At 61.8% G+C, this 21,781-nt stretch carries 20 protein-coding genes; 6 read left to right on the forward strand and 14 right to left on the reverse strand.

What is annotated here, in order from left to right; genetic code table 11:
• Nucleotides 1-22 precede the first annotated feature (22 nt).
• The 5 genes from JK202_RS04395 to JK202_RS04415 all read right to left on the reverse strand — a co-directional run bounded on the left by JK202_RS04395 (nt 23) and on the right by JK202_RS04415 (nt 7,437).
• Nucleotides 23-640, reverse strand: coding sequence for an ankyrin repeat domain-containing protein (locus JK202_RS04395; RefSeq protein ID WP_211558566.1), 618 nt, complete (start codon nt 638-640; stop codon nt 23-25).
• Between the two features lie 77 nt (nt 641-717).
• Nucleotides 718-2,757 (reverse strand): glutamine amidotransferase, encoded by a 2,040-nt coding sequence (locus JK202_RS04400; RefSeq protein WP_211558568.1) that lies wholly within the window; start codon nt 2,755-2,757, stop codon nt 718-720.
• Entirely contained in the window at nt 2,754-5,480 is a 2,727-nt protein-coding gene (locus JK202_RS04405) for a DUF4159 domain-containing protein (RefSeq protein WP_211558570.1), read from the reverse strand. The genes JK202_RS04400 and JK202_RS04405 overlap by 4 nt, the downstream gene beginning before the upstream one ends.
• Entirely contained in the window at nt 5,477-6,403 is a 927-nt protein-coding gene (locus JK202_RS04410; RefSeq protein WP_211558572.1) for a DUF58 domain-containing protein, read from the reverse strand. Before JK202_RS04410 ends, JK202_RS04405 begins: the two co-directional genes overlap by 4 nt.
• A 5-nt stretch (nt 6,404-6,408) precedes the next feature.
• Nucleotides 6,409-7,437 carry a MoxR family ATPase gene (locus JK202_RS04415; protein ID WP_211558574.1) on the reverse strand — a complete coding sequence of 343 codons (1,029 nt, stop codon included), beginning with the start codon at nt 7,435-7,437 and terminating at the stop codon, nt 6,409-6,411.
• A 92-nt stretch (nt 7,438-7,529) separates the two neighbouring features.
• Between JK202_RS04415 and JK202_RS04420 the strand changes: the two genes are divergently transcribed.
• Genes JK202_RS04420 through JK202_RS04430 form a run of 3 tightly spaced genes read left to right on the forward strand, consistent with a single transcriptional unit; the run spans nt 7,530 to nt 11,116 of the window.
• Nucleotides 7,530-8,129, forward strand: coding sequence for a DUF1285 domain-containing protein (locus JK202_RS04420; protein ID WP_408872130.1), 600 nt, complete (start codon nt 7,530-7,532; stop codon nt 8,127-8,129).
• A complete protein-coding gene (locus JK202_RS04425) occupies nt 8,126-9,316 on the forward strand; it encodes a CCA tRNA nucleotidyltransferase (protein WP_211558576.1) in 1,191 nt (396 codons plus the stop codon). The genes JK202_RS04420 and JK202_RS04425 overlap by 4 nt, the downstream gene beginning before the upstream one ends.
• Nucleotides 9,317-9,361: 45 nt before the next feature.
• Complete coding sequence (locus JK202_RS04430) at nt 9,362-11,116, forward strand: ABC transporter ATP-binding protein (RefSeq protein WP_211558578.1); 1,755 nt, start codon at nt 9,362-9,364, stop codon at nt 11,114-11,116.
• Here the strand turns inward: JK202_RS04430 and JK202_RS04435 are convergent.
• The 6 genes from JK202_RS04435 to JK202_RS04460 all read right to left on the reverse strand — a co-directional run bounded on the left by JK202_RS04435 (nt 11,074) and on the right by JK202_RS04460 (nt 17,491).
• Complete coding sequence (locus JK202_RS04435; RefSeq protein ID WP_211558580.1) at nt 11,074-11,586, reverse strand: RNA pyrophosphohydrolase; 513 nt, start codon at nt 11,584-11,586, stop codon at nt 11,074-11,076. The two genes, JK202_RS04430 and JK202_RS04435, sit on opposite strands and share 43 nt — an antisense overlap.
• Nucleotides 11,583-12,770 carry a divergent polysaccharide deacetylase family protein gene (locus JK202_RS16480; RefSeq protein WP_211558582.1) on the reverse strand — a complete coding sequence of 396 codons (1,188 nt, stop codon included), beginning with the start codon at nt 12,768-12,770 and terminating at the stop codon, nt 11,583-11,585. Before JK202_RS16480 ends, JK202_RS04435 begins: the two co-directional genes overlap by 4 nt.
• Nucleotides 12,771-12,787: 17 nt before the next feature.
• Nucleotides 12,788-14,245, reverse strand: a complete 1,458-nt coding sequence (locus JK202_RS04445; RefSeq protein ID WP_211558584.1) for a S41 family peptidase — start codon at nt 14,243-14,245, stop codon at nt 12,788-12,790.
• A gap of 129 nt (nt 14,246-14,374) precedes the next feature.
• Nucleotides 14,375-15,664 carry a murein hydrolase activator EnvC gene (locus tag JK202_RS04450; RefSeq protein WP_211558586.1) on the reverse strand — a complete coding sequence of 430 codons (1,290 nt, stop codon included), beginning with the start codon at nt 15,662-15,664 and terminating at the stop codon, nt 14,375-14,377.
• On the reverse strand, nt 15,651-17,183 hold the full coding sequence (gpmI, locus tag JK202_RS04455; RefSeq protein ID WP_211558588.1) for a 2,3-bisphosphoglycerate-independent phosphoglycerate mutase: 1,533 nt from the start codon (nt 17,181-17,183) through the stop codon (nt 15,651-15,653). The genes JK202_RS04450 and gpmI overlap by 14 nt, the downstream gene beginning before the upstream one ends.
• 116 nt (nt 17,184-17,299) lie before the next feature.
• Entirely contained in the window at nt 17,300-17,491 is a 192-nt protein-coding gene (locus JK202_RS04460; protein WP_211558590.1) for a CsbD family protein, read from the reverse strand.
• A 149-nt stretch (nt 17,492-17,640) separates the two neighbouring features.
• On the opposite strand from JK202_RS04460, the gene msrB reads away from it, so the two are divergent.
• From msrB to JK202_RS04475, 3 genes are all read left to right on the forward strand, one after another.
• On the forward strand, nt 17,641-18,057 hold the full coding sequence (gene msrB / locus JK202_RS04465; RefSeq protein ID WP_211558592.1) for a peptide-methionine (R)-S-oxide reductase MsrB: 417 nt from the start codon (nt 17,641-17,643) through the stop codon (nt 18,055-18,057).
• Nucleotides 18,054-18,692, forward strand: a complete 639-nt coding sequence (gene upp / locus JK202_RS04470) for a uracil phosphoribosyltransferase (RefSeq protein ID WP_211558594.1) — start codon at nt 18,054-18,056, stop codon at nt 18,690-18,692. The genes msrB and upp overlap by 4 nt, the downstream gene beginning before the upstream one ends.
• 80 nt (nt 18,693-18,772) lie before the next feature.
• A complete protein-coding gene (locus tag JK202_RS04475) occupies nt 18,773-19,060 on the forward strand; it encodes a DUF1330 domain-containing protein (protein ID WP_211558596.1) in 288 nt (95 codons plus the stop codon).
• Between the two features lie 3 nt (nt 19,061-19,063).
• Here the strand turns inward: JK202_RS04475 and JK202_RS04480 are convergent, their stop codons facing one another.
• The 3 genes from JK202_RS04480 to JK202_RS04490 form a co-directional block, all read right to left on the reverse strand.
• Nucleotides 19,064-20,290 carry a threonine ammonia-lyase gene (locus JK202_RS04480; protein WP_211558598.1) on the reverse strand — a complete coding sequence of 409 codons (1,227 nt, stop codon included), beginning with the start codon at nt 20,288-20,290 and terminating at the stop codon, nt 19,064-19,066.
• On the reverse strand, nt 20,290-20,763 hold the full coding sequence (gene greA, locus JK202_RS04485; RefSeq protein WP_062033225.1) for a transcription elongation factor GreA: 474 nt from the start codon (nt 20,761-20,763) through the stop codon (nt 20,290-20,292). Before greA ends, JK202_RS04480 begins: the two co-directional genes overlap by 1 nt.
• A gap of 164 nt (nt 20,764-20,927) precedes the next feature.
• Nucleotides 20,928-21,779 (reverse strand): DMT family transporter, encoded by an 852-nt coding sequence (locus JK202_RS04490; RefSeq protein ID WP_283091776.1) that lies wholly within the window; start codon nt 21,777-21,779, stop codon nt 20,928-20,930.
• Between the last annotated feature and the right edge of the window lie 2 nt (nt 21,780-21,781).

Raw genomic sequence — 21,781 nt, forward strand, 5'->3', positions numbered from 1 at the left:
TTTCGTATCAGGTTCAGAAATATTAGTGGCCTGCAAAACCCAGAAAGCCGACTGATGGGTCGGCTTTCCCACCGCTTGTGTCGAAATGCGGAGACGCTGCGACGAGAGAGCGTTTCGGTGTGACGGATTTTCCGCCAATGGTGAGATGGCCGCTGCCATTCTTCATTTCGACGCCCTGATCAGAGACGCTGTTCTCGATTTTGCCGTCCGGATTATAGGTGCGCATCGACAGGAGCAGGAACATGATGTCCTTGCGGTTCAGGTCGATGGCCATGTCCAGCGGTGTCTGGTCCAGAACGTTGTGGCCACCCATGTCGGCGCCGCGGTTAAGTGCTTCTTTTGCCGCGTTGAGAGAGCCACGGTTGATGGCGTCGAACAGGGCCGTGGTCGGGTTCACGTCGGCGCGGGCATGCCCGGCATCGTCGTCGGACCCTTCTGCTCCAGGCAGGGCCGAAGGCGGCGCGGCGCGCTGGGCGGCCTTGCGGGCTTCGGCCTTCTTCTGGTTGGCTTCGGCTTCCTGTTCAGCCTCGGCGTCGTCGGCATCCTGAGCCTGGGCGTGATGCCAGGGTACGAGAATCGTCGGCGTCATTGCCAGAGCGGCAACGAGCAGCAGGCGGGGCAGGGTGGGGAGCAGTCGCATAATCCCAATATACTGTGATCGATCGTCCTGTGCGAGTCTGCAGATGCCTCTTGGACGTGCCGGATTGTGACATTTTTTCAATGACCTTCCCGCCACCAGCCAATTGCGAGGAAAATCAGGGCTGCGAGGAGGGCTGCCCATGCGGGAACGAGGTCCGTCGTCCGCGTTTCGCCTGCGACGGCGGCCGTCGTAACGGGCAGACCCATCCAGCCTGAACCCGTCATGGCCGAGCCGGTGGGAACCTGTTTCAGATGCGGCGTATGTTCCGCGATCCATGACACCGTTCCCCCCGATTCCTGAGCGCTTGCGCCCATGACCGTCGCGGTGGCGCGCAGGTCCTGCCGTTCGATTGGATCGTGGGAAACAGGACTTGCAAAGGCGACGAGCCCGTCCTGTCGGACGCTCCAGATTCCGGGCGTCGCGGCGGCCAACGTGGCATGCCAGACGCCATTCGTCTGTTTCAGGGTGACGGGCGTGCGCTTTCCGTCTGGTGCGGTGACGAGAGCCTCTGGCGAAACAGCCTGTCCCGCAGCGTGGCGCTCGACGTCGAGCTGCCCGTTTTCGATCCGGGCCGTCAGGCGGTTTTCTTCAAGGTCGGGCTCTTTCATGAGCCAGTGCGAAAGGCGCCGCAGAAGCTCGGCCTGCGGTCCGCCGCCGCCTTCGCCACGGGACCACAGCCAGAGCTGGTCTGACATCAGCATGGCCACGCGCCCCCGGTCCACCCGGTCCAACAGAAGAAGCGGCGCGCCGTCAGGACCGTGCATCAGGTCCTCGCCATGCGACTGGTCTGGCCGGAGCGCACGATACCAGGGACCCCAGTCTTCCGTCAGGCCCGCCGTGACGGGATGGGTTTTGCCCAGATCGGTCAGGGCAGGACGGAAAGCCCGCGTAACCACGCCGTCCGTTCCGACATGGGCCGGAAGAACCTGTGCGAGGCTTGTGTCCTGAAGAGTGCCGTCCTGCGTGAATTCCGGCCCAGCTGTCACCAGAAGGCCGCCACCATTGCGGACGTAGTCGGCGATATTGGTCAGGTATTCGTCTGGCAGGATGTTGCTGTTGCGGAATCCGTCCAGAATGATGAGGTCAAAGCTGCGGATTTTTTCCTGAAACAGTTCACGGATCGGGAACGGAATCAGCGCCAGATCCGACAGCGGCGTGCCGTCATCGGTGTTGGGGGAGCGCAGGATGGTGAAGTGTACGAGATCGACGGACGGATCGGCTTTCAGAAGCCGCCGCCAGACGCGCTCGCCCTGATTGGGCACGCCGGAGACCAGCAGCACGCGCAGCCGGTCACGGACGCCCCGGATGCGCACGACTTCGCTGTTGTTTTCCGTGGACGCTTCCCCCGCCAGCGGGGAAACCGACAGGCCAACGAGCGTTTCGCCGGGATGCTGGACCGGCACCGTGATGTCCTGCGGTGTGCCGGTCTGGATCGGTCGTGTCTGGGGCGGGGCGTCGCCGGATCGGATTGTGAGGATGGCGTCGGCTGTGGCCGGAGCGCCCAGATCGTCCACCTGAACGCGGATCGTGGCGTTCTGCCCGACGATGGCATAGGGCGGCGTGCTCAGGATGCGCAGGCGGCGGTCCTGTTCCTCGCCATGCGCGGCCAGCAGGAGATGCAGCGGAAGTGTCTGCCCGTCTGCGCCATGAAAGCGGGGAGGCAGATGGGCTGGAACGTCATGATCCATGCCATCCGTTATGACGATGGCGCCCGCGAAACGGCCTTGCGGAAGATCCGCGTGATCCAGCGCCTCGAACAGGCGTGTTCCATGTCCCGTGCCGCCGGGAACATCCACGCGATGCAGCGTCAGGCCGGGAAGACGGGCTGCGTCCTGCATGATCTGTTCGGCGGCGCGGTCTGCAATGGCTGTGCGGGGTCCGACCTGCATGGAGGCGGAACGGTCCACGACCAGAAGGGCATCCTGCGGGACGGGACGCAGAACCGGGTGGAGCGAGCGTGGCCCGGACAGCCATCCCAGCAGGGCCAGAACAGCGAGAGCCCGCCAGAGCATTCCGCGCGCACCACCTAGGGCACCGTAAATCGCGCCGGCAACCGTCAGGATCGCCAGCGTCGCCAGAAGCCAGACCGGCAGCATCGGAGAGAGGTCGAACATCATGGTGCGTCCTCCTCATCAACGCTGTCGGGGCTGGTTGCGGGCGCTTCCGTTTCGGGGCTGCCAAGACGGCGGAGCATTTCGGGATACTGGGCCTGATCGTTCTTGTAGTTTCCGGTCAGGGCATAGAGGACCATGTTCACGCCGAAACGATAGGCCTGCGTGCGCTGGTCTTCGCCACCGGGAAGGACGGCGAAGGGATGGTTGCCAGACCCGTCCACAGCCCAGGCATGGGCCCAGTCGCCATTGCCGATGATGACCGGGCTGACATCGTCATTCGCTTCATCGCCATTGCGGGCGACATAAACCGGCTGCCCGGCAACACGGCCGGGGAAGCCGCTATGCAACAGATAGAAGGTGTGGGCCAGAACGTGCTTGTCCGTCAGTTTTGCGAGCGGCGGCACGACCAGACCGTCGGTGACGCGCTGCAACGCGGCCCGGGCGGCGGAACTGGTTCCGGAATCCGTGTCGGTGCCCGCGCCCTGTTCGTCGATCAGCAGGATGCCGCCGTGTTCCATGAAAGTGTTGAGTGCCTTTGTCCGTTCCGGGTCAGGCTGAACATCCGGCGTGATCGGCCAGTACAGCAGCGGATAAAACGCCAGATCGTCCTTGCCGGGCGTGACGCCATCCGGATGGCCGAGCGTCGCGGAACTGCGGGCCGTCGTGTAGTCGGAAAGGCCCTGAAGCCCTTCGCGGGAAACGGCATCGATATCGTCATGCCCCGTCAGGACATAGCCCAGTCGTGTCTCAAGTGCGGCCTGCGGCACCGTTGCCGGAAGCGGAGGCAGCGTCTGAGCATGGGCCATCGGCAGCAGTAGAAGACCGCCAACAGCCAGAGCGCCCAGCAGACCACGCCGACGCAGCGACAGGATCAGATCCAGCAGGAGCAGCAGCAGACCTGCGGCCATCAATGCAGGCCCAAACGGGCGATCCGCATGGGCGCCATCCGGCGAAATCCGCGTTCCGAGCAAAGGTTCTTCCGTCATCGGGGAGGCGGAATCTGCAAGATTGAGAGCATGCGTTCCGTGGGCGGGACCATAAAGCCCGGCGGGATGACTGACGGACACGGCCGTATGCGCCAGATCCGACGCCCGGATGGAGCGTGCGGCCTGAGGCGGCATGATGAGCCCGCCGTCGCTTCCCACAATGCGCCAGGGCGCAAGTTCCGAAGGACCGCCGCCTGCCACGCCTGCCGAACGCTCGATCAGGCGCTCCAGCATATCGGGGAACAGACCGGACAGCGGCACATTGGACCAGTCAGGCGAAGGCGTGACGTGGAACAGGACGATCTCGCCATTGCCTTCCGCCCGCGCGGTCACGAGGGGCGTGCCGTCGCTCAGGGCCGCCCAGACATGATCCGTCAGGCCCGTCTCGGGCTTGGCTAGAACCTGCCGTGAGACGGTCACGTCGGGCGGGATCGTCAGGTCAGAGAACGGGGAGGTCTCGGGGAATGGCGCCAGGGTCTGTGGCTTGCCCCAGGACATGGGGCCGCCGAGCTGCCGCATGCCGCTCATGAGATGAACGGGCAGGAGCGCATCGGACGTGGCATCAGAACTGGCGGTCTGATCTGCGGCAAGGCCGGGGCCGGCAAAGCGGACGAGCATACCGCCATGACGCACCCAGTTCAGGACGTGGTTGCGCGTCTGATCGCCTGAAAGCGCACCATCCGTGGCGATCAGGACAGAGAGCGGCGCTCCCAGCAGGGCTGTGGCGTCTCCGCTATGCAGATCCGAAATCGGCTGCAATGCGCGGTTCAGGAAGAAGGCCGACCCGACGAGAGGCGTCGCGTCGCCGGGCGTCTGAAGGATGCCAACGGGGCGACGGTGATCGGCCTGTCCCATCAGGTGGACTGCGGCCGGCCCGGTTGCCCCTTCCAGCGTCAGACGGTCAAGCTGGTTTCGCAGCAGGGCCGGGAGGGAGATGGTCTGATCCTGCCCTGTCGCAAGGGGATAAGCCGCGAGTGTGCCGCCATTCGCATTGACGGCATGCAGCGTCACGGTCCGGGCCGGGCACGGCAGCGTGTCGACCTTCGCATGCAGGGCGCCGTCCTGGCCAGCAGATGCGGCAAGGCGCAGGACGTCGCAGCCATTCCAGCGCATGTCCTGAACTGAGCGGGCCTTAGCCAGCGCATCATGCAGGGCGTTGTCACCCGTGGCTGCCAGCCCGTCCGAAAGAACCATCACGCGCTGGCTGGACAGATCACGGTTCTGAAGCAGGCTCGCCAGAGCCTGACGGTCCGTCGGCCAGGGCTGGGGCCGCAGATGAGAGAGATGTTCGGACAGGGCATGTGCGTCATGCGTGGTGAATGCCTCAGGCATCGCACCATCGGGTGCACGTGCAGCATGCAGCAACGTCACGTCCTGACCGTTGCGGATCGCGGTTTCGCCCAGAGCCACAGCCGCAGAAATACGTTCGCTCCAGTGCGGAATGGCCGCCCAGCCATCATCGAGAACAAGGGTGAGGGGACCATTGCCGCTTTCGGCCTGATGCGGTGTCAGGACGGGACGGGCCAGTCCGAGAATGACGAGGGCTACGGCCGCAATGCGCAGAAACAGCAACCAGAGCGGAGAACGGGCCGCATCCTCGCGCCGGGCGGTCAGTCGGTTCAGGATGAGCAGGGATGGAAAAGTCTGGTTCTGGGGCGCGGGCGGCGTCGCGCGGACCAGCCACCACAGGGCAGGGAGAGTCAGAAGACCGAGCAGCAGGAACGGTGCCAGAAGGATCATCGGCCGCCTCCCAATGCCATGTGAAGCGCCAGCAGGGCCGGGAGCGGGTTCTGCGACGCATCATGCACGATGCAGTCGGCATGGAGGGAGGCCGCGCTCTGCTTTAGGGCCGCAAGATGCGCAGTCATCGCCTGTTCATAGGCCGGCCCAAGGCTTTCCGTGGCGGGGAGGGTCAGAACGCCCCCTTCAAGTCCTTCGAACCGGATTCGTCCGGAGCGTTTCAGCTCCCGTTCCGCTGGATCGAGAACGCAGAGAAGATGCGTTCGCACAGGGCGGCTGACGCAGGTCTTGAGAAACGTGTCGATCCGCTTTTCGTCCCACAGGAAATCGCTGATCACGACCAGATTGGACCGCGCCGGGACGAGGGACATGCGCGGAAATTCGGGTTCGTCCACATCCGGATGCAGAAGGGATGCAGCCAGTCGCGAGAGAACCTGCCGACCGGCCAGCGCGCGTCCTGCCTCGATCCCGGTCAGAAGGCCAGCGCGCTCGCCGCCCCTCAGGGACGCGGAGGCCAGAGCCAGCGTGCAGAGCTGCGCCCGCTCCGCCTTGGTCGGCAGGGCCTCGGACGAACGCCACTGCATGGAGGGCGACGGGTCGCACCACAGCATCAGCGACTGCGCATTTTCCCGCTCGCGTTCCCGGACCCAAAACGTGTCTTCAACCGGCGAACGCGCAGACTGGCGCCAGTCGATGGACGTTGCAGGCTCTCCGGCATGGTAGGGACGGAACTGCCAGAAATCCTCGCCCGGCCCCGAACGCCTGCGACCGTGAACGCCACTTTGCAGGCTCGCGGCAATTTTTTCGGCTTCAAGGACGAGCGCGGGCAGGGGCAGGCTTTCCGCCTGCGCGGTCGGAGCGCCGGAACTGGCGCCCCGGTGGCGGCGAAACAGACTGCGCAGGGTATCGGACGGGCTTTTCACGGTGATCAGAGCAGCGCCTGCGCCTGCTTGCGGATCAGGGCTTCACTGTCCGTTCCTGCAGCGCGGGCCCCAAAACCCAGCCCGATACGATGGGACAGGACCGGGCTTGCGAGAGCCACAACGTCATCAAGACTCGGTGCCAGACGGCCATCCAGCAGTGCGCGGGCGCGGGTCGCGATCATCAGGGCCTGAGCCGCACGAGGGCCCGGTCCGTAGGACACGGCGTCCCGTACGTCCTGCGAGGCGGACGGATCTTCCGGACGCAGCGAGCGTGTCAGTGTCAGGATCGCATCCACAATCTGATCGCCGACTGGCAGCCGCCGGACGAGGTGCTGGGCCGCGAGAAGGCTTTCCGCATTCATCAGAGCCGAGACTGTCGGCGTTGTGGCGCCGGTTGTTTGAAGCAACATCTGACGTTCCGCATCCCGCCCCGGAAAGCCGAGGCTGATCTGGAGCATGAAACGGTCGAGCTGGGCTTCGGGCAGCGGATAGGTGCCTTCCTGCTCGATCGGATTCTGGGTCGCGAGAACATGGAAGGGGCTTGGCAGGGCGTAATCCTTGCCCCCCTGTGTGACGCGCCGCTCCGCCATGGCCTGCAACAGTGCGGACTGGGTGCGGGGGCTGGCACGGTTGATTTCGTCGGCAAGGACAAGCTGGCCGAAGATCGGGCCGGGCAGGAAGCGGAAGGCGCGGCGGCCGTCTGCATCCTGATCAAGGATCTCGGCACCCGTGATGTCCGACGGCATCAGGTCAGGAGTAAACTGGATGCGCGTGGCGTCCAGACCCAGCACGCGCGACGCCGTGTTGACCAGAAGGGTCTTGCCCAGACCGGGCGCTCCCATCAGAAGCGCGTGACCGCCGGACAGGATCGTGACAAGAACCTGTTCGATGACGCTATCTTGGCCAAGAACAATGCTGCCGATGGCCTGGCGGACGTGACGGAGAACCGGGGCCAGACGGTCGGCTTCAGCCACGTCCGCCTCGCCCTGCAGGGTGCCGGCGGAGACGCCGGAAGAATAATGCTGCTCGCTCATGGCGCCACTCTGACAGGTGTGGGGGTTTCATCAAGGCTCGATTGCACCCAAGTTGGTGTGAGAAGAGAGTTTTTATGCAGTTGGAGGGAAAATTGAGCGATCATCAGTTCCGGCAGGCGGCCCGACCTGACGTCTCCGTGGCTCCAGATCCTCTGGTGTCACAGTCTTCCTTTTGCGGCTCTTCTTCGACGGGGCCGCGTATGCTGCCGTTTCTCATCCAGCGTGACGGCACATGGCTTTACCGGGGTTCCGCGGTAAAGCGCAAAGCCATGCTGTGCATGTTTTCGTCCATGCTGACCCGGGACCCCGAGGGCACATACTGGCTGAAAACGCCAATGGAGCAGGGGATCATCCAGGTTGAGGATGCCCCGTTCGTGGCGGTCGAACTGGATTTCCGCGGGACCTGCGGCCGCCAGCAGAACCTGTGTTTCCGGACCAATATGGATGAGCTGATCTGTATCGGCCCTGAACATCCGCTGTCCTGCGACTGGGATCGCCCGTCGGAAGACTGTGCGGCTGTGCCGTATGTTCATGTCAGGGACGGCGAGGGGGATTTTCCTGTTCTGGCGCGGGTGACACGCGCGGTTCATTATGAGCTGGCTGCCTTGGCTGTTACGGGGCATGTGCAGGGCCAGCCCTGCCTTGGCGTCTGGAGTCAGGACTGTTTCTTCCCGCTTTCGCGCCCGGCATGATGCAGAACTCCGGCCTGCTGGCGCATCTTCCAGATCGCACGGGGCTGGATCGTCTCTGGTCTGTGCTGCCTGACGCACGGCTTGTTGGCGGATCGGTCCGTGACCTGCTTGCAGACGTTGCCGTGAATGATCTGGATCTCGCGACTCCGGAACCTCCCGAAGATGTGCAGTGTCTTCTGGAGGAGGCCGGTATCCGCGTGATCCCTACGGGACTGGCACATGGGACGGTGACGGCCGTGCTGAACGATGCTCCGTACGAAATCACGACCCTGCGCCGTGATGAGGAAACGGACGGACGCCATGCGATCGTGGCCTGGACGCAGGATTGGGAAGAAGACGCAGCCCGGCGGGATTTCACAATCAATGCCATGTCGCTGGATCGGCATGACCAGTTGCATGATTACTTTGGTGGCCAGCAAGACCTTCAAAACCATCGCGTGCGTTTCGTGGGCGATGCTTCCCTTAGGATCGCGGAAGACGCGCTGAGAGCCCTGCGTTTCTTCCGGTTTGATGCGCGTTACGGCAACGGGCATCCGGATCAAGCGGCATGTCAGGCTGTGGCGGAGCAGCTTGGGCTGATCGGTATGCTGTCTGCTGAGCGGGTCGCCTCGGAACTGCTGAGAATTCTGTCGGGTCCGCGCCTCATGGAGACGGTTGCTGAAATGGTGACTGTTGGACTGCTTCCAGTCATCCTTCCGGAACCCGATCCTGCTTCCCTGAACCGTTTGTTGAACTGTGATGCTCCTGTCTCTTCTTTACTCAGACTGTTTGCGCTGTGCCGTAAGGATAGCAGGGAGCTGCCCGATCGGCTGAGGCTTTCGAACGCAGATGCTTTGAAGATCAAGGCCTGGGCGTCAGACAGGCCGGTTTTGCATCCGAAATTATCTGACAATGACCTGCGTCGCCTGCGTGTAGAGCAGGGTCTGGATCGGCTTTTGGAACGAAGCTGGCTGATGCAGGCTTGCCGTGTTGGTGCGCCTGACAAGGCGTGGGATCAGTTTCGTTCCCGCTTACAGGCCATGCCACAACCGGAATTTCCGTTATCGGGAAAGGACGCCATCGCCCAAGGCGTCTTGCCGGGACCCGGCATGGGGCAATGGCTGAAGGCAGCCCGGGACTGGTGGATGGCACAGGGATGTCTGCCCAGTCGGCTGGAGTGTCTGGCTTATCTCGAAGCGAAGAAATGAAACCGCGGTTTCGTCCTTTTCAAAAGGCCTGCTAAACCCCCGGATATGACGAAAACGACAGCTCTTGATACGGACAGCCGCGTCCTGATGACACGCATCTGGCGTGAGGAAATGCGTCAGCATGTTGGGCGGATCATTTCCGTAATTATCCTGACAGTGCTCATGGCCGGACTGACCGCCCTTTATCCCGCCGTTATTAAACGGGCCGTGGATATGTTCGCGGCTCATGATTCCCGTATTCTGTATCAGATTCCGGCGCTCGTCGTGATTGTCACGGGACTTAAGGCTGCCTCCCAGTACGGACAGACGATTGCCGTGCAGGGACTAGTTCTGGCAGTAATCCGCGGGTTGCAGTCTCGCATGTTTGCTCATGCGCTTCAGGCAGATGTCTCGACAATCGAAAAAGACGCACCTGCCAAATGGGCAGCCCGTTTTACTACGGATGCCATTTCGATCCGCGAAGCCATGATCCGGGTAGTTAACGCTCTTGGCGATGCAGTGACGGTGGTGGGACTTGTGATTTCCATGATCGTCACGGACTGGGAGCTGAGCCTGATTGCACTCGTGCTTTATCCGGTTGCGGCAGTGCCCATTCAGAAGCTGGGCAAGAAGGTGCGCCGGGCTTCGGGCGGGATGCAGGAACAGATCGGTGAGACATCGGCTCTGCTGAATGAAAGCTTTGCCCTCGCCCGGCAGGTTCGCATCTATCGTATGGAAGAGCGGGAGAGCTCACGGGTCGATCAGTCTCTTGACCTGCTGCATTCGGCATTCCTGCGAATTGCGAAGGGGCGCGCGCGTGTTGATCCCGTCCTTGAGGTTCTGGGCGGTGCTGCTGTTGCAGCCGTACTGGGTTTTGCTGGCTGGAGAGCGGCGCAGGGTGGGGCGACGCTTGGGGATTTCACGGCCTTTATTGCAGCTCTCCTGACCGCGTCCCGACCCATTCGCGCACTGGGTTCACTCAATACGGCTCTTCAGGAAGGGTTAGCCGGTTTGTCACGTGTCTTTGCCGTGATTGATGAGCCCCCGGCCGTGATGGAGCGGGCGGGTGCGACATCCCTGCCGCCTGGAAAAGGTCATCTGGCGTTCCAGCAGGCCAGCTATCAATACGAGGATGGTCGGGTCGGCTTGCAGAATCTGACCTTCGATGTTCAACCCGGAAAGACGGTTGCTCTGGTGGGGCCGAGCGGGGCAGGAAAATCCACGGCACTTTCCCTGATTCCGCGCCTGCATGATGTCAGTGATGGGTCCATCCGCCTGGAGGGCGTTGATCTGCGGGATCTGACACTCTCTTCCCTTCGGGATGCCATCGCCTATGTCAGTCAGGATACGACCTTGTTTGACATGTCCGTGCTCGAGAATATCTGGATCGGACGGCCTTCTGCCTCGCGTGAGGAAGTCGAAAAGGCCTGTGCCATGGCAGCGGTCGATTTCCTCGACAATCTTCCCGCCGGACTGGATACTCGCGTAGGGCCCGGAGGGCGTCGACTTTCCGGTGGCCAGCGCCAACGTGTGGCACTCGCTCGCGCTCTGCTACGTAATCCGCGTGTCCTGCTGCTCGATGAAGCCACAAGTGCTCTGGACTCCGAGAGTGAAGCCAGAGTGCAGAAAGCCCTTGCCAATTTGCGTACAGGTCGGACGACCGTAATCGTGGCGCACCGGCTTTCTACGGTACAGGCGGCCGATCTTATTGTGGTGATGGATCAGGGCGCTGTAGCCGAAGCCGGCACACACGCAGAGCTCATCAGGAAAGACGGGCTTTATGCCCGACTGGTGCGGACCCAGTCTTTGGCGGCAGCCTGAAAAAGTGCCGTCAGCTCAGGGATCAGATCGGCATAGAGGCCTTTCTTGAACCCTAAATTCCGTTCCAGAACCGCTTTGGGCTCCACCCATTCCCAGGCGTCGAACTCCGCCGGCTCGTGCAGGTCCAGGCAGATGTCGGCGTCCTGTCCTTCATAGCCCATCACGAACCACTTCTGGGTCTGTCCCCGAAAGCGACCTCCAAGGGCCTTTCCGATCAGGTCAGGGGGCAGATCATAGGAAAGCCATCCCTCCCGTTCGGCAAGAATACAGGCATTCTGCGTTCCAATCTCCTCGCCCATCTCGCGCCAGGCAGCAGTTTCAGGCGTTTCACCTTCATCAATGCCGCCTTGTGGGCACTGCCAGACATCTCCTGCGAGGTCTGTCCGTCTTGCAATGAACAGCTTGCCTTCATTGTTGAAGAGCGCAATTCCGACATTCGGACGGTAGGGGAGGGTCGCTGGATCGATCATAGAGGCGCTACCGGGGTCGAAGATGAAAGATTGGCAGCTTGATCGTTGCCAATGCCACTATCGGCAAAAGCCGAAGGCGGCACCACTACGAAGTTACTGGCTGCGGGGCTTTTGAGCCAGTTTGCCAGACGGTCAATCATGACGGGCGTAATGGGCCCGACCATCAGCAGGATCCTTGCGGGCTTTCCGTCCTGAGGCAGCAAGGCGGCCAGACGGTTGTCCAGAGTGGCCGCGTCCGTGTCGCCATCGATCCAGGCCGTTGCCGTCATCCCGCGGGTACGACGACCATCCTGCGCAGAGCCTGCCAGATAGAGCAGGCCTTTGCTGCTGATAAAACTGGCGATCGGAGAAAAATCAGGAGAAGTGGTATACCCACCGCCAGGCTGGTCATCCCCATTTTCAGACGCATCTGTCAGTCCTTCCGCACCGGCAGCACGGGACAGGCACCACTCCAGTTCGCGCTGGTCACCAGCGGAAGAGTTTCCATATCCAAGCGCGTGCGGACCTTCATCAACCCGCTCAGGATGGGCGCTCTGCATGGGAAGAGTGACATACACTTCCCGGTGACTCGCATGCGCGCGGGCAATGATATCGCTGATGTTGCTGACATAGGGCGAAACTCCCACAGCAACCGGGGCGGGAATGCGCGAGAGAACGTCGTAGGTCAGTGCATCCGAGTAGCCGAACCCCTGCAACACGATCGCGATGGCGGTCCGGTTCGCCGGAAGTGCGGTCGGGGAGGGTGCAGTCATTGGTGAGGGCGCTGGCGCGGTAGGGGGGATCGCTGGCGGAAGAGCCTGCTGTGTCACGGCTGTAGACAATGATGCAGCTGAAGGGGGGGCAGCCTTGGCAGGAATGGTTATCGGTGGGGCTGGCGGCACAACGCTCGCTGACGTTGCAGAAGTCGGCGTTGGGAGCTGTGCATCAGCCGTTCTGACAGGATGTGCTGTCTCTTCTGGTACTGGCGTGGAGGCGATCGAAGACGTGTTATGGGTAAGCGGAGCTGCAGGTTTTGCCTGTGGCGCTGCCTTGGCAAGAATTACAGGCTTCTGGTGGTGGAACAGAAGCGCCGCGGCTCCGGCGCCACCCGCCAGAAGGACGGCCCAGAACGCGATCAGAAGGCGTCCGATAACGGGAAGTCGTTGCCAGAGCCCTGGTCGGCTGGAGGCGGGACGGTTCTGCACGATCCGGGATGTCCTTGTCAGTGATGGGCTTCAGGTGGCTTGGGGGCAGCCGGAGCGGTAGCCTTGACCTCGGTCGCCTGCGCAGTAGCCGGAGCTGGATTTGACAGTCCTGCCATGGCGTTGATGACCTTGATCGCCTGCTGAAGCTGGAAATCGGTTGCAGGCTTCGTGGCATCGAACGCCGGCCAGCTGGCATCCGGCATTTTCGGAATGGATTTTGCGATCGGCGGGATGTCGGTACGCGGCGTTTCGTTCGTGCGATTGCCGCCGATATTCGTCAGAATATGGGACAGATCGGCCTCACGATAACCAAAAGCATCGTCATCCTTCGTCTCGGCAACGGGGATGTCAGGCGTGATGCCCAAGCCCTGAATGGAGCGACCAGACGGGGTGTAATAGCGCGCTGTCGTCAGACGCACGGCACCCTGATCGCCGATGGGGATGAGGGTCTGAACCGAGCCTTTGCCGAAGGTCTTTTCGCCCAGGATAATGGCGCGGTGATGATCCTTCAGAGCACCGGCTACGATCTCACTGGCCGAAGCCGAGCCACCATTCGTCAGGACGACGATCGGCAGGCCATTGGTGATGTCCATACCCTTGGCGTCCCAGCGCTGGTTGTTCTCTGCATGACGGCCACGGATTGAGACGATTTCACCATCCTTGATGAAGTCGTCCGAAACAGCGATGGCCTGATCGAGCTTGCCGCCCGGATTGGATCGCAGATCAAGGATGATGCCGGTCAGCTTGCCGCCTGGCGCCTTGGTGGCCTGTGCCTTGAGCTTGTCGAATGCGGCATGCATGGCGCCTTCAAGGTCGTCATCGAATTCGGTCAGGCGGATATAGCCGGTGCTACCGTACAGCGCGGACTTCACGATCTGGACGTGCACGATCTCACGCGTCATGTCGAAAGTGAGCGTCTTACCGGTCTTGGGACGAACAATCGTCAGGCTGATTTTCGTGCCCGGATCGCCGCGCATCTTGCGGACAGCCTGATCGAGCGTCAGGTCGTCGATGCTCTTGTGATCCACCATCGTGATGAAATCGCCCGGCTGGATACCAGCGCGTGCGGCCGGAGTTCCGTCGATCGGGGAAACCACGCGAACATGCCCGGACTCACCCTGAACCTGAAGACCCAGACCGCCAAACTTGCCCGAAATCTCGGTCTGCATGTCGTGGAACTGGGCCGCGGTCATGTAGGAGGAATGAGGGTCGAGATTGCCGACCATTCCGTCAAGCGCGTTGTTGATGAGGTCCTTGTCGGAGACAGGGTGGACGTACTCTGCCTTTACCACATCCATGACTGTTCCCAGCAACGTCAGCAGGCGGACGGTTTCCGCGCTGTTGTCATGGGAAATTTCACGGGCGAGGGCTGCACCCGGAAAGTCTCCGGAGCCAGCAAGACGCAGGGCGCCGGGTCCGACGGCCAGTCCGGCCAGAAAGGCGGTGCCCAGCAACAGGCCACTGCGAAACTTCATGTGATCTCCATCCTCGGGAACGAAGGAACGTACTGACCCGTCGTTGCCTCGGAGGCAGACTAGGCCGGTTCAGGTTGCCAAATTACTAAGAAACGATCCTACAAGGTCAAACGCGCTCGGCAAACCGGATCAAAGGAACGGAGCGGGGCTGACGACCTGCGTGCCATGCCGGAGCTGGACAAAAAGCATACCATCGGTCGCAGGCATTTGGCCAAGTGTGGCAGCTTTCCTGATACTTTGGCCACCTGAGACAGTCAGTTGGCCCAATCCGGACAGGACAAAGCGATAATTGCGGCCGCAGTCGAGGATCAGCATCTGCCCGAAGGACCGGAAAGGACCAGCAAATTCGACTCGGCCCGTGCAGGGAGCCTGGACCGGTGCAGAAGCGAGGGCAGCATAGGTGACGCCCGTTGCCGGTCCCGCTTCCGTCGTCTGTCCCCAGCGGACAGCGACATGGCCTGGAACCGGAGCATGGCCGCCGCTGCTTGAAACGCCCTGTCCAGCCGATGACAGGGCCTGAGCCTGCGAACGGGCATGGCGGGCGCGGTCAAGCTGGTGCTGGCGGGTCAGGGCTGCGGCTTCCTTCTCCAGTTCGGCGCGCGCCTGAGCCTCCTGCTGCACCAGCCCGTTGATTTCGGCAGACAGATCTGCTGCGGCGCGCATGGCGTCTGCAACGGCCTTGCGGGCTTTCTGTGCCCCCTGATCTGCGACAGCTTCCTGCCGGGCTGCCAGCCGTGTGCGTGCAGCCGCCGCGTTACGATCGCGGGTCTGCTCCGCCAGCAGGTCTGCCAGTTCTTTCTGCTGTTGAGTCAGGGTTGTCCTGATGGTGCGGAGTTCGTCCTCCCGGGACTGGAGTGTTTCCGCACGCTTTCGGGTTAACTGCGAAAAACCGCCGAGAATAGACAGGGCTGTCACACTGTCGGACGCAGTTTCAGGCGAGGCCAGCAGTGCCGCGTCGGGTGCAATGGACAGGCGGGCAGCGATGGGGAGCAGGGGTTGCAGTGCAGCATTCTGTTCGCGAATGTCGGCCTCAACTGCCGCTTGCCGGTTCATCGTCTGGACAATGCTGGCCTTCAGCGTCTGGACATGGTTCTGGGTCGTGTCCAGAGCGGACTGTGCCGTATGGGTCTGGGCCGTGAAGGCGAGCGTTCGTGCGTTGTCCTGACGGGCTTTTGCCTCAGCCTGTGCGGATGCAAGCTGTTTGGCATGAAGAGCTGCAGCTTCTGCGGCCTGTCGCTGTTCCAGAGCCCGGCGTGCGGCCTGTGCACGGGCGAGGGCTTTTTGCCCCTCGCTTGGCGCTGTGTGTACCGCTTTGACCGTGTGCTGTGCCTGGCGATGAACCACATGATGGCCTGCCGCCAAACCTGGTGACAGGATCAGGGCAAGCGGCAGGACATGTCGCGGATCAGGCGCTTTCAAGCAGGGAGACACCCGTCATCGCATCAGGTTGGCTGATGCCCATGAGCGCCAGCATGGTCGGGGCGAGATCGGCCAGGCGACCATCATGAATGGTCTTACCGTCTGCATGAGCCAGAATAACCGGCACGACATTGAGCGTGTGGGACGTATGCGCCCCGCCTGTCACAGGGTCGCGCATGGTTTCGCAGTTGCCGTGATCTGCCGTTACGAGCAGCGCACCACCGGCTTTGACAATGGCGTCATTGATGCGCCCCAACCCCTGATCGACCGTTTCGCAGGCCTTGATGGCCGCGGACAGGGAGCCGGTGTGGCCGACCATGTCTGGATTGGCGAAGTTCAGGACGACCATGTCGAATTTGCCGCTTTCAATGGCGGCAACGGCTTTGTCCGTCAGTTCGGGGGCAGACATTTCGGGCTGGAGATCGTAAGTCGCGACCTTGGGTGAGGGAACCAGAATGCGTTCCTCGCCCTCGAACTGGACTTCGCGGCCCCCGTTCAGGAAGTAGGTGACGTGCGGATATTTCTCCGTCTCCGCCATGCGAAGCTGTGTCCTGCCTGCCTTGGACACGACATCCCCCAGCAGGTCCTCAAGCGGTACTTTTGAGAACAGGACGCTCATATGCGGCGCCAGATGGTCGGAATAGCGTGACATGCCGCAGACGGACGCGAATTTTACCTTCCGGCCACTCTCGTATTCCGCAAAATCCGGAAGGACGAGGACGTCCAGAAGCTGGCGGATGCGGTCTGCGCGGAAATTGCAGGACAGAATGCCGTCCCCATCCTTCATGCCGGCATAGTCGCCCAGAACCGTAGGGAGAACGAATTCGTCTCCCTTGTCGCTGTCGTAACTTGCCTGAAGGGCAGAGAGCGCATCAGTCGCATGAGGCCCCTTGGCGTCGCGGATGGCGTCAACGGCGAGACCGACGCGCTCCCAGCGACGATCGCGGTCCATCGCATAATAACGACCGCTCAGTGTTGCGACCTGTACGCTGTCAGGCAGGTCCGCGAGGAATTTTCCGATGAACTGCTCGCCAGAGCGCGGCGCGGTGTCGCGGCCGTCGCTGAAGATGTGAACGGCGACGGGAACACCAGCCGCACTGACGATCTTTGCCAGTGCGACGACATGATCCTGATGGGCATGCACACCGCCGGGCGAAATCAGGCCCATGAGGTGGCAGGTCCCCCCCGAAGCCTTCAGGGCGGCAATGTGCTCCAGAAGAACGGGGTTCTGCGCCAGCGAGCCATCCCGCGCGCTGCGGGAGATGCGGGGCAGTTCCTGCATCACGACACGACCGGCGCCGATGTTCAGATGGCCGACTTCAGAATTGCCCATCTGTCCGTCCGGAAGACCCACATCTTCGCCAGATGTTTTTAAAAACGCATGCGGGCTTGTGGCCCAGAGCGTGTCGAATGTCGGGGTATTGGCGAGGCGGACCGCATTGTCTGAGTCATCCTCGCGCCAGCCGAAGCCGTCGAGAATGACCAGCATGACGGGGCGGGGCGTTGAGGATGCAGACATGGGCAGTCTCCTGAAGGGAAGGAGTGATGGAAGTGTGATCCATCATGCCATCATTCCCCACAAATGCGAACGCCCGCCATGAAGGCGGGTGCTGCATTGTGATCGGGAGACTGGCTTCAGAGCTTGTCGATGCCGCTCTTGACCGCATCCTTGGCGTCGCCCGTGGTCTTCTGGACCTTGCCCTTGAGGTTCTGGGCTACGCCTTCACCTTCAAGTTCCTTGTCGTTCGTCACGTGACCGACTTCTTCCTTGACCTTGCCGGCAACCTGGTTGGCAACGCCCTTGATCTTGTCTTCGATGGAACTCATGACCGGATCCTTCCGTCTTGATGTTGTGCATCCATTAACGGATCTCGCCTCGCCGGGTTGCGTCCTGACAGTTTAAGATGCGTGACAAAATACGGCGGCGCTTTCATACATCGTCAGAAGACGCCCTTCAGATTTTCCGGAGAACCAGCATGACCCAGAGTTGCGGCCCGAACGGGCAGACCGGTAGTGGCTGCGGTGTCGGCCTAACGCCGGAACAGCGGCGGATCCTCCATGAACACGGAACGGAGCGTCCCGGCTCCAGCCCGCTCAATGACGAAAAGCGCGCGGGGATCTACGCCTGCGCGGCCTGCGGGCGTGAGCTCTTTTCTTCGGAAAAGAAATATGAAAGCGGCAGTGGGTGGCCCTCGTTCTTCCAGTCCCTGCCGGATGGCGTCGAAACCACGCAGGACAGCCGCTATGGCATGGTCCGCACCGAAGTCCACTGCGCGAACTGCAAGGGCCATCTGGGGCATGTCTTCCCCGATGGGCCGCCGCCCACGGGACTTCGTTACTGCATGAACGGTCTGGCGCTCGATTTTCGCCCGGCCGAAGGAGAAAAAGCATGAGTCAGGCGCTGCCGCCTATCGTTCTCGACCATCCGCTGGTGCGCCACAAGCTGACCCGTCTGCGTGACCACAACACGTCCACGGCAGGTTTCCGCCGCCTGACACGCGAGCTCAGTCTTCTTCTGGCTTACGAGGCCACGCGGAACCTCTCGCTGGCTCCGCGTCATATCGAGGCGCCGAGCGGCCCGATGGAAGGTGAGGAACTGGACGGCAAGAAGCTCTGTTTCGTCTCGATCCTGCGTGCCGGAAACGGTCTGCTGGATGGGATGCTGGATCTGGTGCCGTCCGCGCGTGTCGGACATATCGGCCTGCGCCGAGACCACGAGACGCTGGAAGTCAGTGAATACTACTTCAACATGCCAAGCGATATTCCGGGCCGGACCTGCATCGTGCTCGACCCGATGCTGGCAACGGGCCACTCGGCTGCGGCTGCGCTGACCCGCGTGAAAGCTGCCGGGGCCACGAACCCGATTTTTGCCTGCCTGCTGGCGGTTCCCGAAGGCATCGCCCATATGGCGGAGTTGCATCCCGATGTGCAGATCGTGACCTGCTCCATCGACAGCCATCTGGACGAGCATGGGTATATTGTCCCCGGTCTCGGAGATGCGGGCGACCGTCTGTTCGGTACACGCTAAAGCATGGCACACGCTCTTGTGTGCTGAAATGTCAGGCGTTTTGTGGCGGGTATGGGGGCTCATCCTGAGGAGAGCATTCCATGCCTGCCTATGCCCTGTTTATTCGTGAAAAGCTGGCCGATCCGGCTGAATTTAAAAAATATTCGGAAGTGGTTGGGGAAACCTTCAAGGGATTTCCGGCCAAAATCCTTGCGGCCTATGGCAAGCAGGAAAAACTCGAAGGCACCGAGCCTGATGGTGTGGTGATCATCGAGTTCCCGGACTCGGCTTCGGCCCGGGCCTGGTATGAAAGTCCGGCCTACCAAAAGGCTGCCGAGCATCGCTGGAAAGCCGGACCTTACAATGTCGTTATCGTCGACGGGCTCTGAGGGTCAGTCCCGCCGGACGATGTAATGCCGTGCCAGATCAGTTTCGATCTGGTGCGCGTGTTCGGTATCGCGCGCTTCTACCATCACCAGAAGCTCGGCCGTCTGAACGGATGGGGATGCGAACAGGCGGTGATGGGAGACTTCGATGATGTTCCCGCCGTAATTGCCGATGCGGGTGGAGATGTCTGCCAGCATGCCAGGACGGTCGGGGATCTGGAAGATCAGCCGCAGGATCCGCCCGTCCCGGAGAAGGGAGCGCAGGATCGTGTTGGCGAGAATGCGCGCGTTGATGTTGCCGCCCGAAAGTGGCAGGGCGACGCGGCGCCCTTTGAACAGCTCCGGATAGGCGAGAACGGCAGCAAGACCCGTTGCGCCCGCGCCTTCGCAGACCTGCTTGGCCTTTTCGGCCAGTGTCGTGACAGCGCTTTCGACCTGAAGCTCGCTGACCACAAGGATCTTCGAGATCTTGTTGCGAAATGCACTCAGGCAGTGATCGCCGAGTTTCGTGACGGCAATGCCTTCCGCAATGGTCGAACCGCCCAGTGTCGGGCCGTCTTCCTTCGGATAGCTGGACAGTGAGGCATAGGCCTCGACCTGCACGCCGATCACTTCAACATCCGGGCGCAGGGCCGCCATGACGGTTGCAAATCCACCGATCAGTCCACCGCCGCCGACCGGCACGACGACCGTGTCGATATGCGGGGCGTCCTGCAGAAGCTCAAGTGCTGCCGTACCCTGACCGGCAATGACGGCCGGATCGTTGAACGGGTGAACGAGAAAGCGTCCGTCCTGCTTCTGAAGCTCGGCGGCTGTTTCGCTGGCCTGCGCGAAATCGTCGCCTGCCAGCACAACCGTTGCACCCCAGGCCTGCGTTGCCGCAACTTTGGACGCCGGCGTGAAGCGCGGCATGACGATGGTGGCATCAATGCCGAGAAGACTGGCCTGACGGGCCACACCCTGTGCGTGATTGCCTGCCGAGACGGTAATGACGCCGCGTGACCGCTCTTCCGGCGTCAGGAGGGCCATCTTGTTGGCCGCTCCGCGCTCCTTGAAGGAGCCGATCGCCTGAAGGTTTTCGAGCTTGAGCGTAATGTCCGCGCCCGTCAGTTTGGACAGGGCAGGGCAGGAAATCGTCGGCGTGCGGACCACGGTGGACGCGATGCGCTGATGGGCGCTCTCGATGTCCGCGATGGTCACGACAGGGGTGGTGGACGTCAGGACGTCAGACATCAGCGATATGCGACCTTGAGGATTTCATAAGTCCGGTCTCCGCCGGGAGCAGGGACAGACACGGTGTCACCGACATCCTTGCCGATCAGCGCCTTGGCCAGCGGGGAGGAAATCGAGATCAGGCCCTGCTTGATGTCGGCCTCATGGACGCCCACGATCTGGTACAGCGCTTCCTTGTCGGTCTCTTCATCGACGAGCTGGATATGAGCGCCAAAGCGGACACGCGTTCCGGTCAGCGTCGAGGGGTCGATCACCTCGGCGTTGGAGACGATGCTTTCCAGTTCCAGAACCCGGCCTTCGATGAAGGACTGGCGGTCACGGGCGGCGTGGTACTCGGCGTTTTCGGACAGGTCGCCATGTTCGCGGGCTTCGGCAATGGCACGGATGACAGCGGGTCGGTCAACGCTCTTGAGGGTCCGCAGTTCGTCTTCAAGACGCTGCTGTCCCTTTGCGGTCATGGGGATCTTCTGCACTCTGAAATCCTCGAAAAAGCGTGACTGAAAATAACTAATGAGCCGAATAATATAGGGTTTATGGGGTTTTTTTGCAAGGTGGCGGCATTTTCGCCGAGGAAAGTTGTCCCTGACCACACCCGGAAATCGGTCCTTCTGGTCTGTCCCGGGTGCTCCGACGATCCCTAGCCCTGCTCGACTTCCACAGATTGTGGTGCCGGGCGTCGGCGCGCGAAGGCCAGAACATTACCCATCAGGATCAGAAGAAGCCCGGCCAGCATGGGCCTGGACCAGTGGGCGCCTTCCCACAGAGCGGAGGCACCCAGAGCAATCACCGGGGACAGGATTGTTGTGTAGGCTGCTTTATCCGCGCCGATGCGCTGCACAAGCGCCAGATAGAACAGGAAGCCGGCCACGGACCCGAAAACGGACAGATAGATCAGTCCACCCAGCCATCTGACCGTCAGGGGGGGCATGAAATCATGGCCGTGGATCAGCGTATTGCCTGCCATCAGCAACGTACCACAGACCATTCCGTAGAAAACTGTGTTCAGCAGGCCCAGATCAAACCGTCCCAGCCGCTTAGAAACCATGTTGCCCAGCGGGAACATAGTCGTTCCTACAAGCGCCAGTCCCATGCCGATCAGTGTTTCCTTGCCAAGATCGGCGTTCCCGCCCAGCAGTAATCCGACCCCGCAGACCCCAAGGACACCACCGCCCAGGACACGCGCATCCGGTCTCTGACGGAAAAAGATCCACTGGTTCAGGGCATTGAGGATCGCGGACATGCTGAAGATGACCGAAACCGTGCCGCTTGGAAGGAAAATTTCAGAACTGTAGATGGCCAGGAAATTGCATGAGAACAGGCACACGCCCATCACTGCCAGCCAGGGGAGCGCCGCGCGTGGCGGACGCCGCAGCCTGCCAGTAACGCCGAGCCCCGCGCCAAGGAGCAGGACCGCCAGGGCAAAGCGCCAGAAAATTGCCGTATCAAGGGTGGTACCGCCGATCTGGAGGTGAATGGCGAACCATGTCAGGC

This window comes from Gluconobacter sp. Dm-62 (assembly GCF_018256155.1).
GTDB lineage: Bacteria > Pseudomonadota > Alphaproteobacteria > Acetobacterales > Acetobacteraceae > Gluconobacter.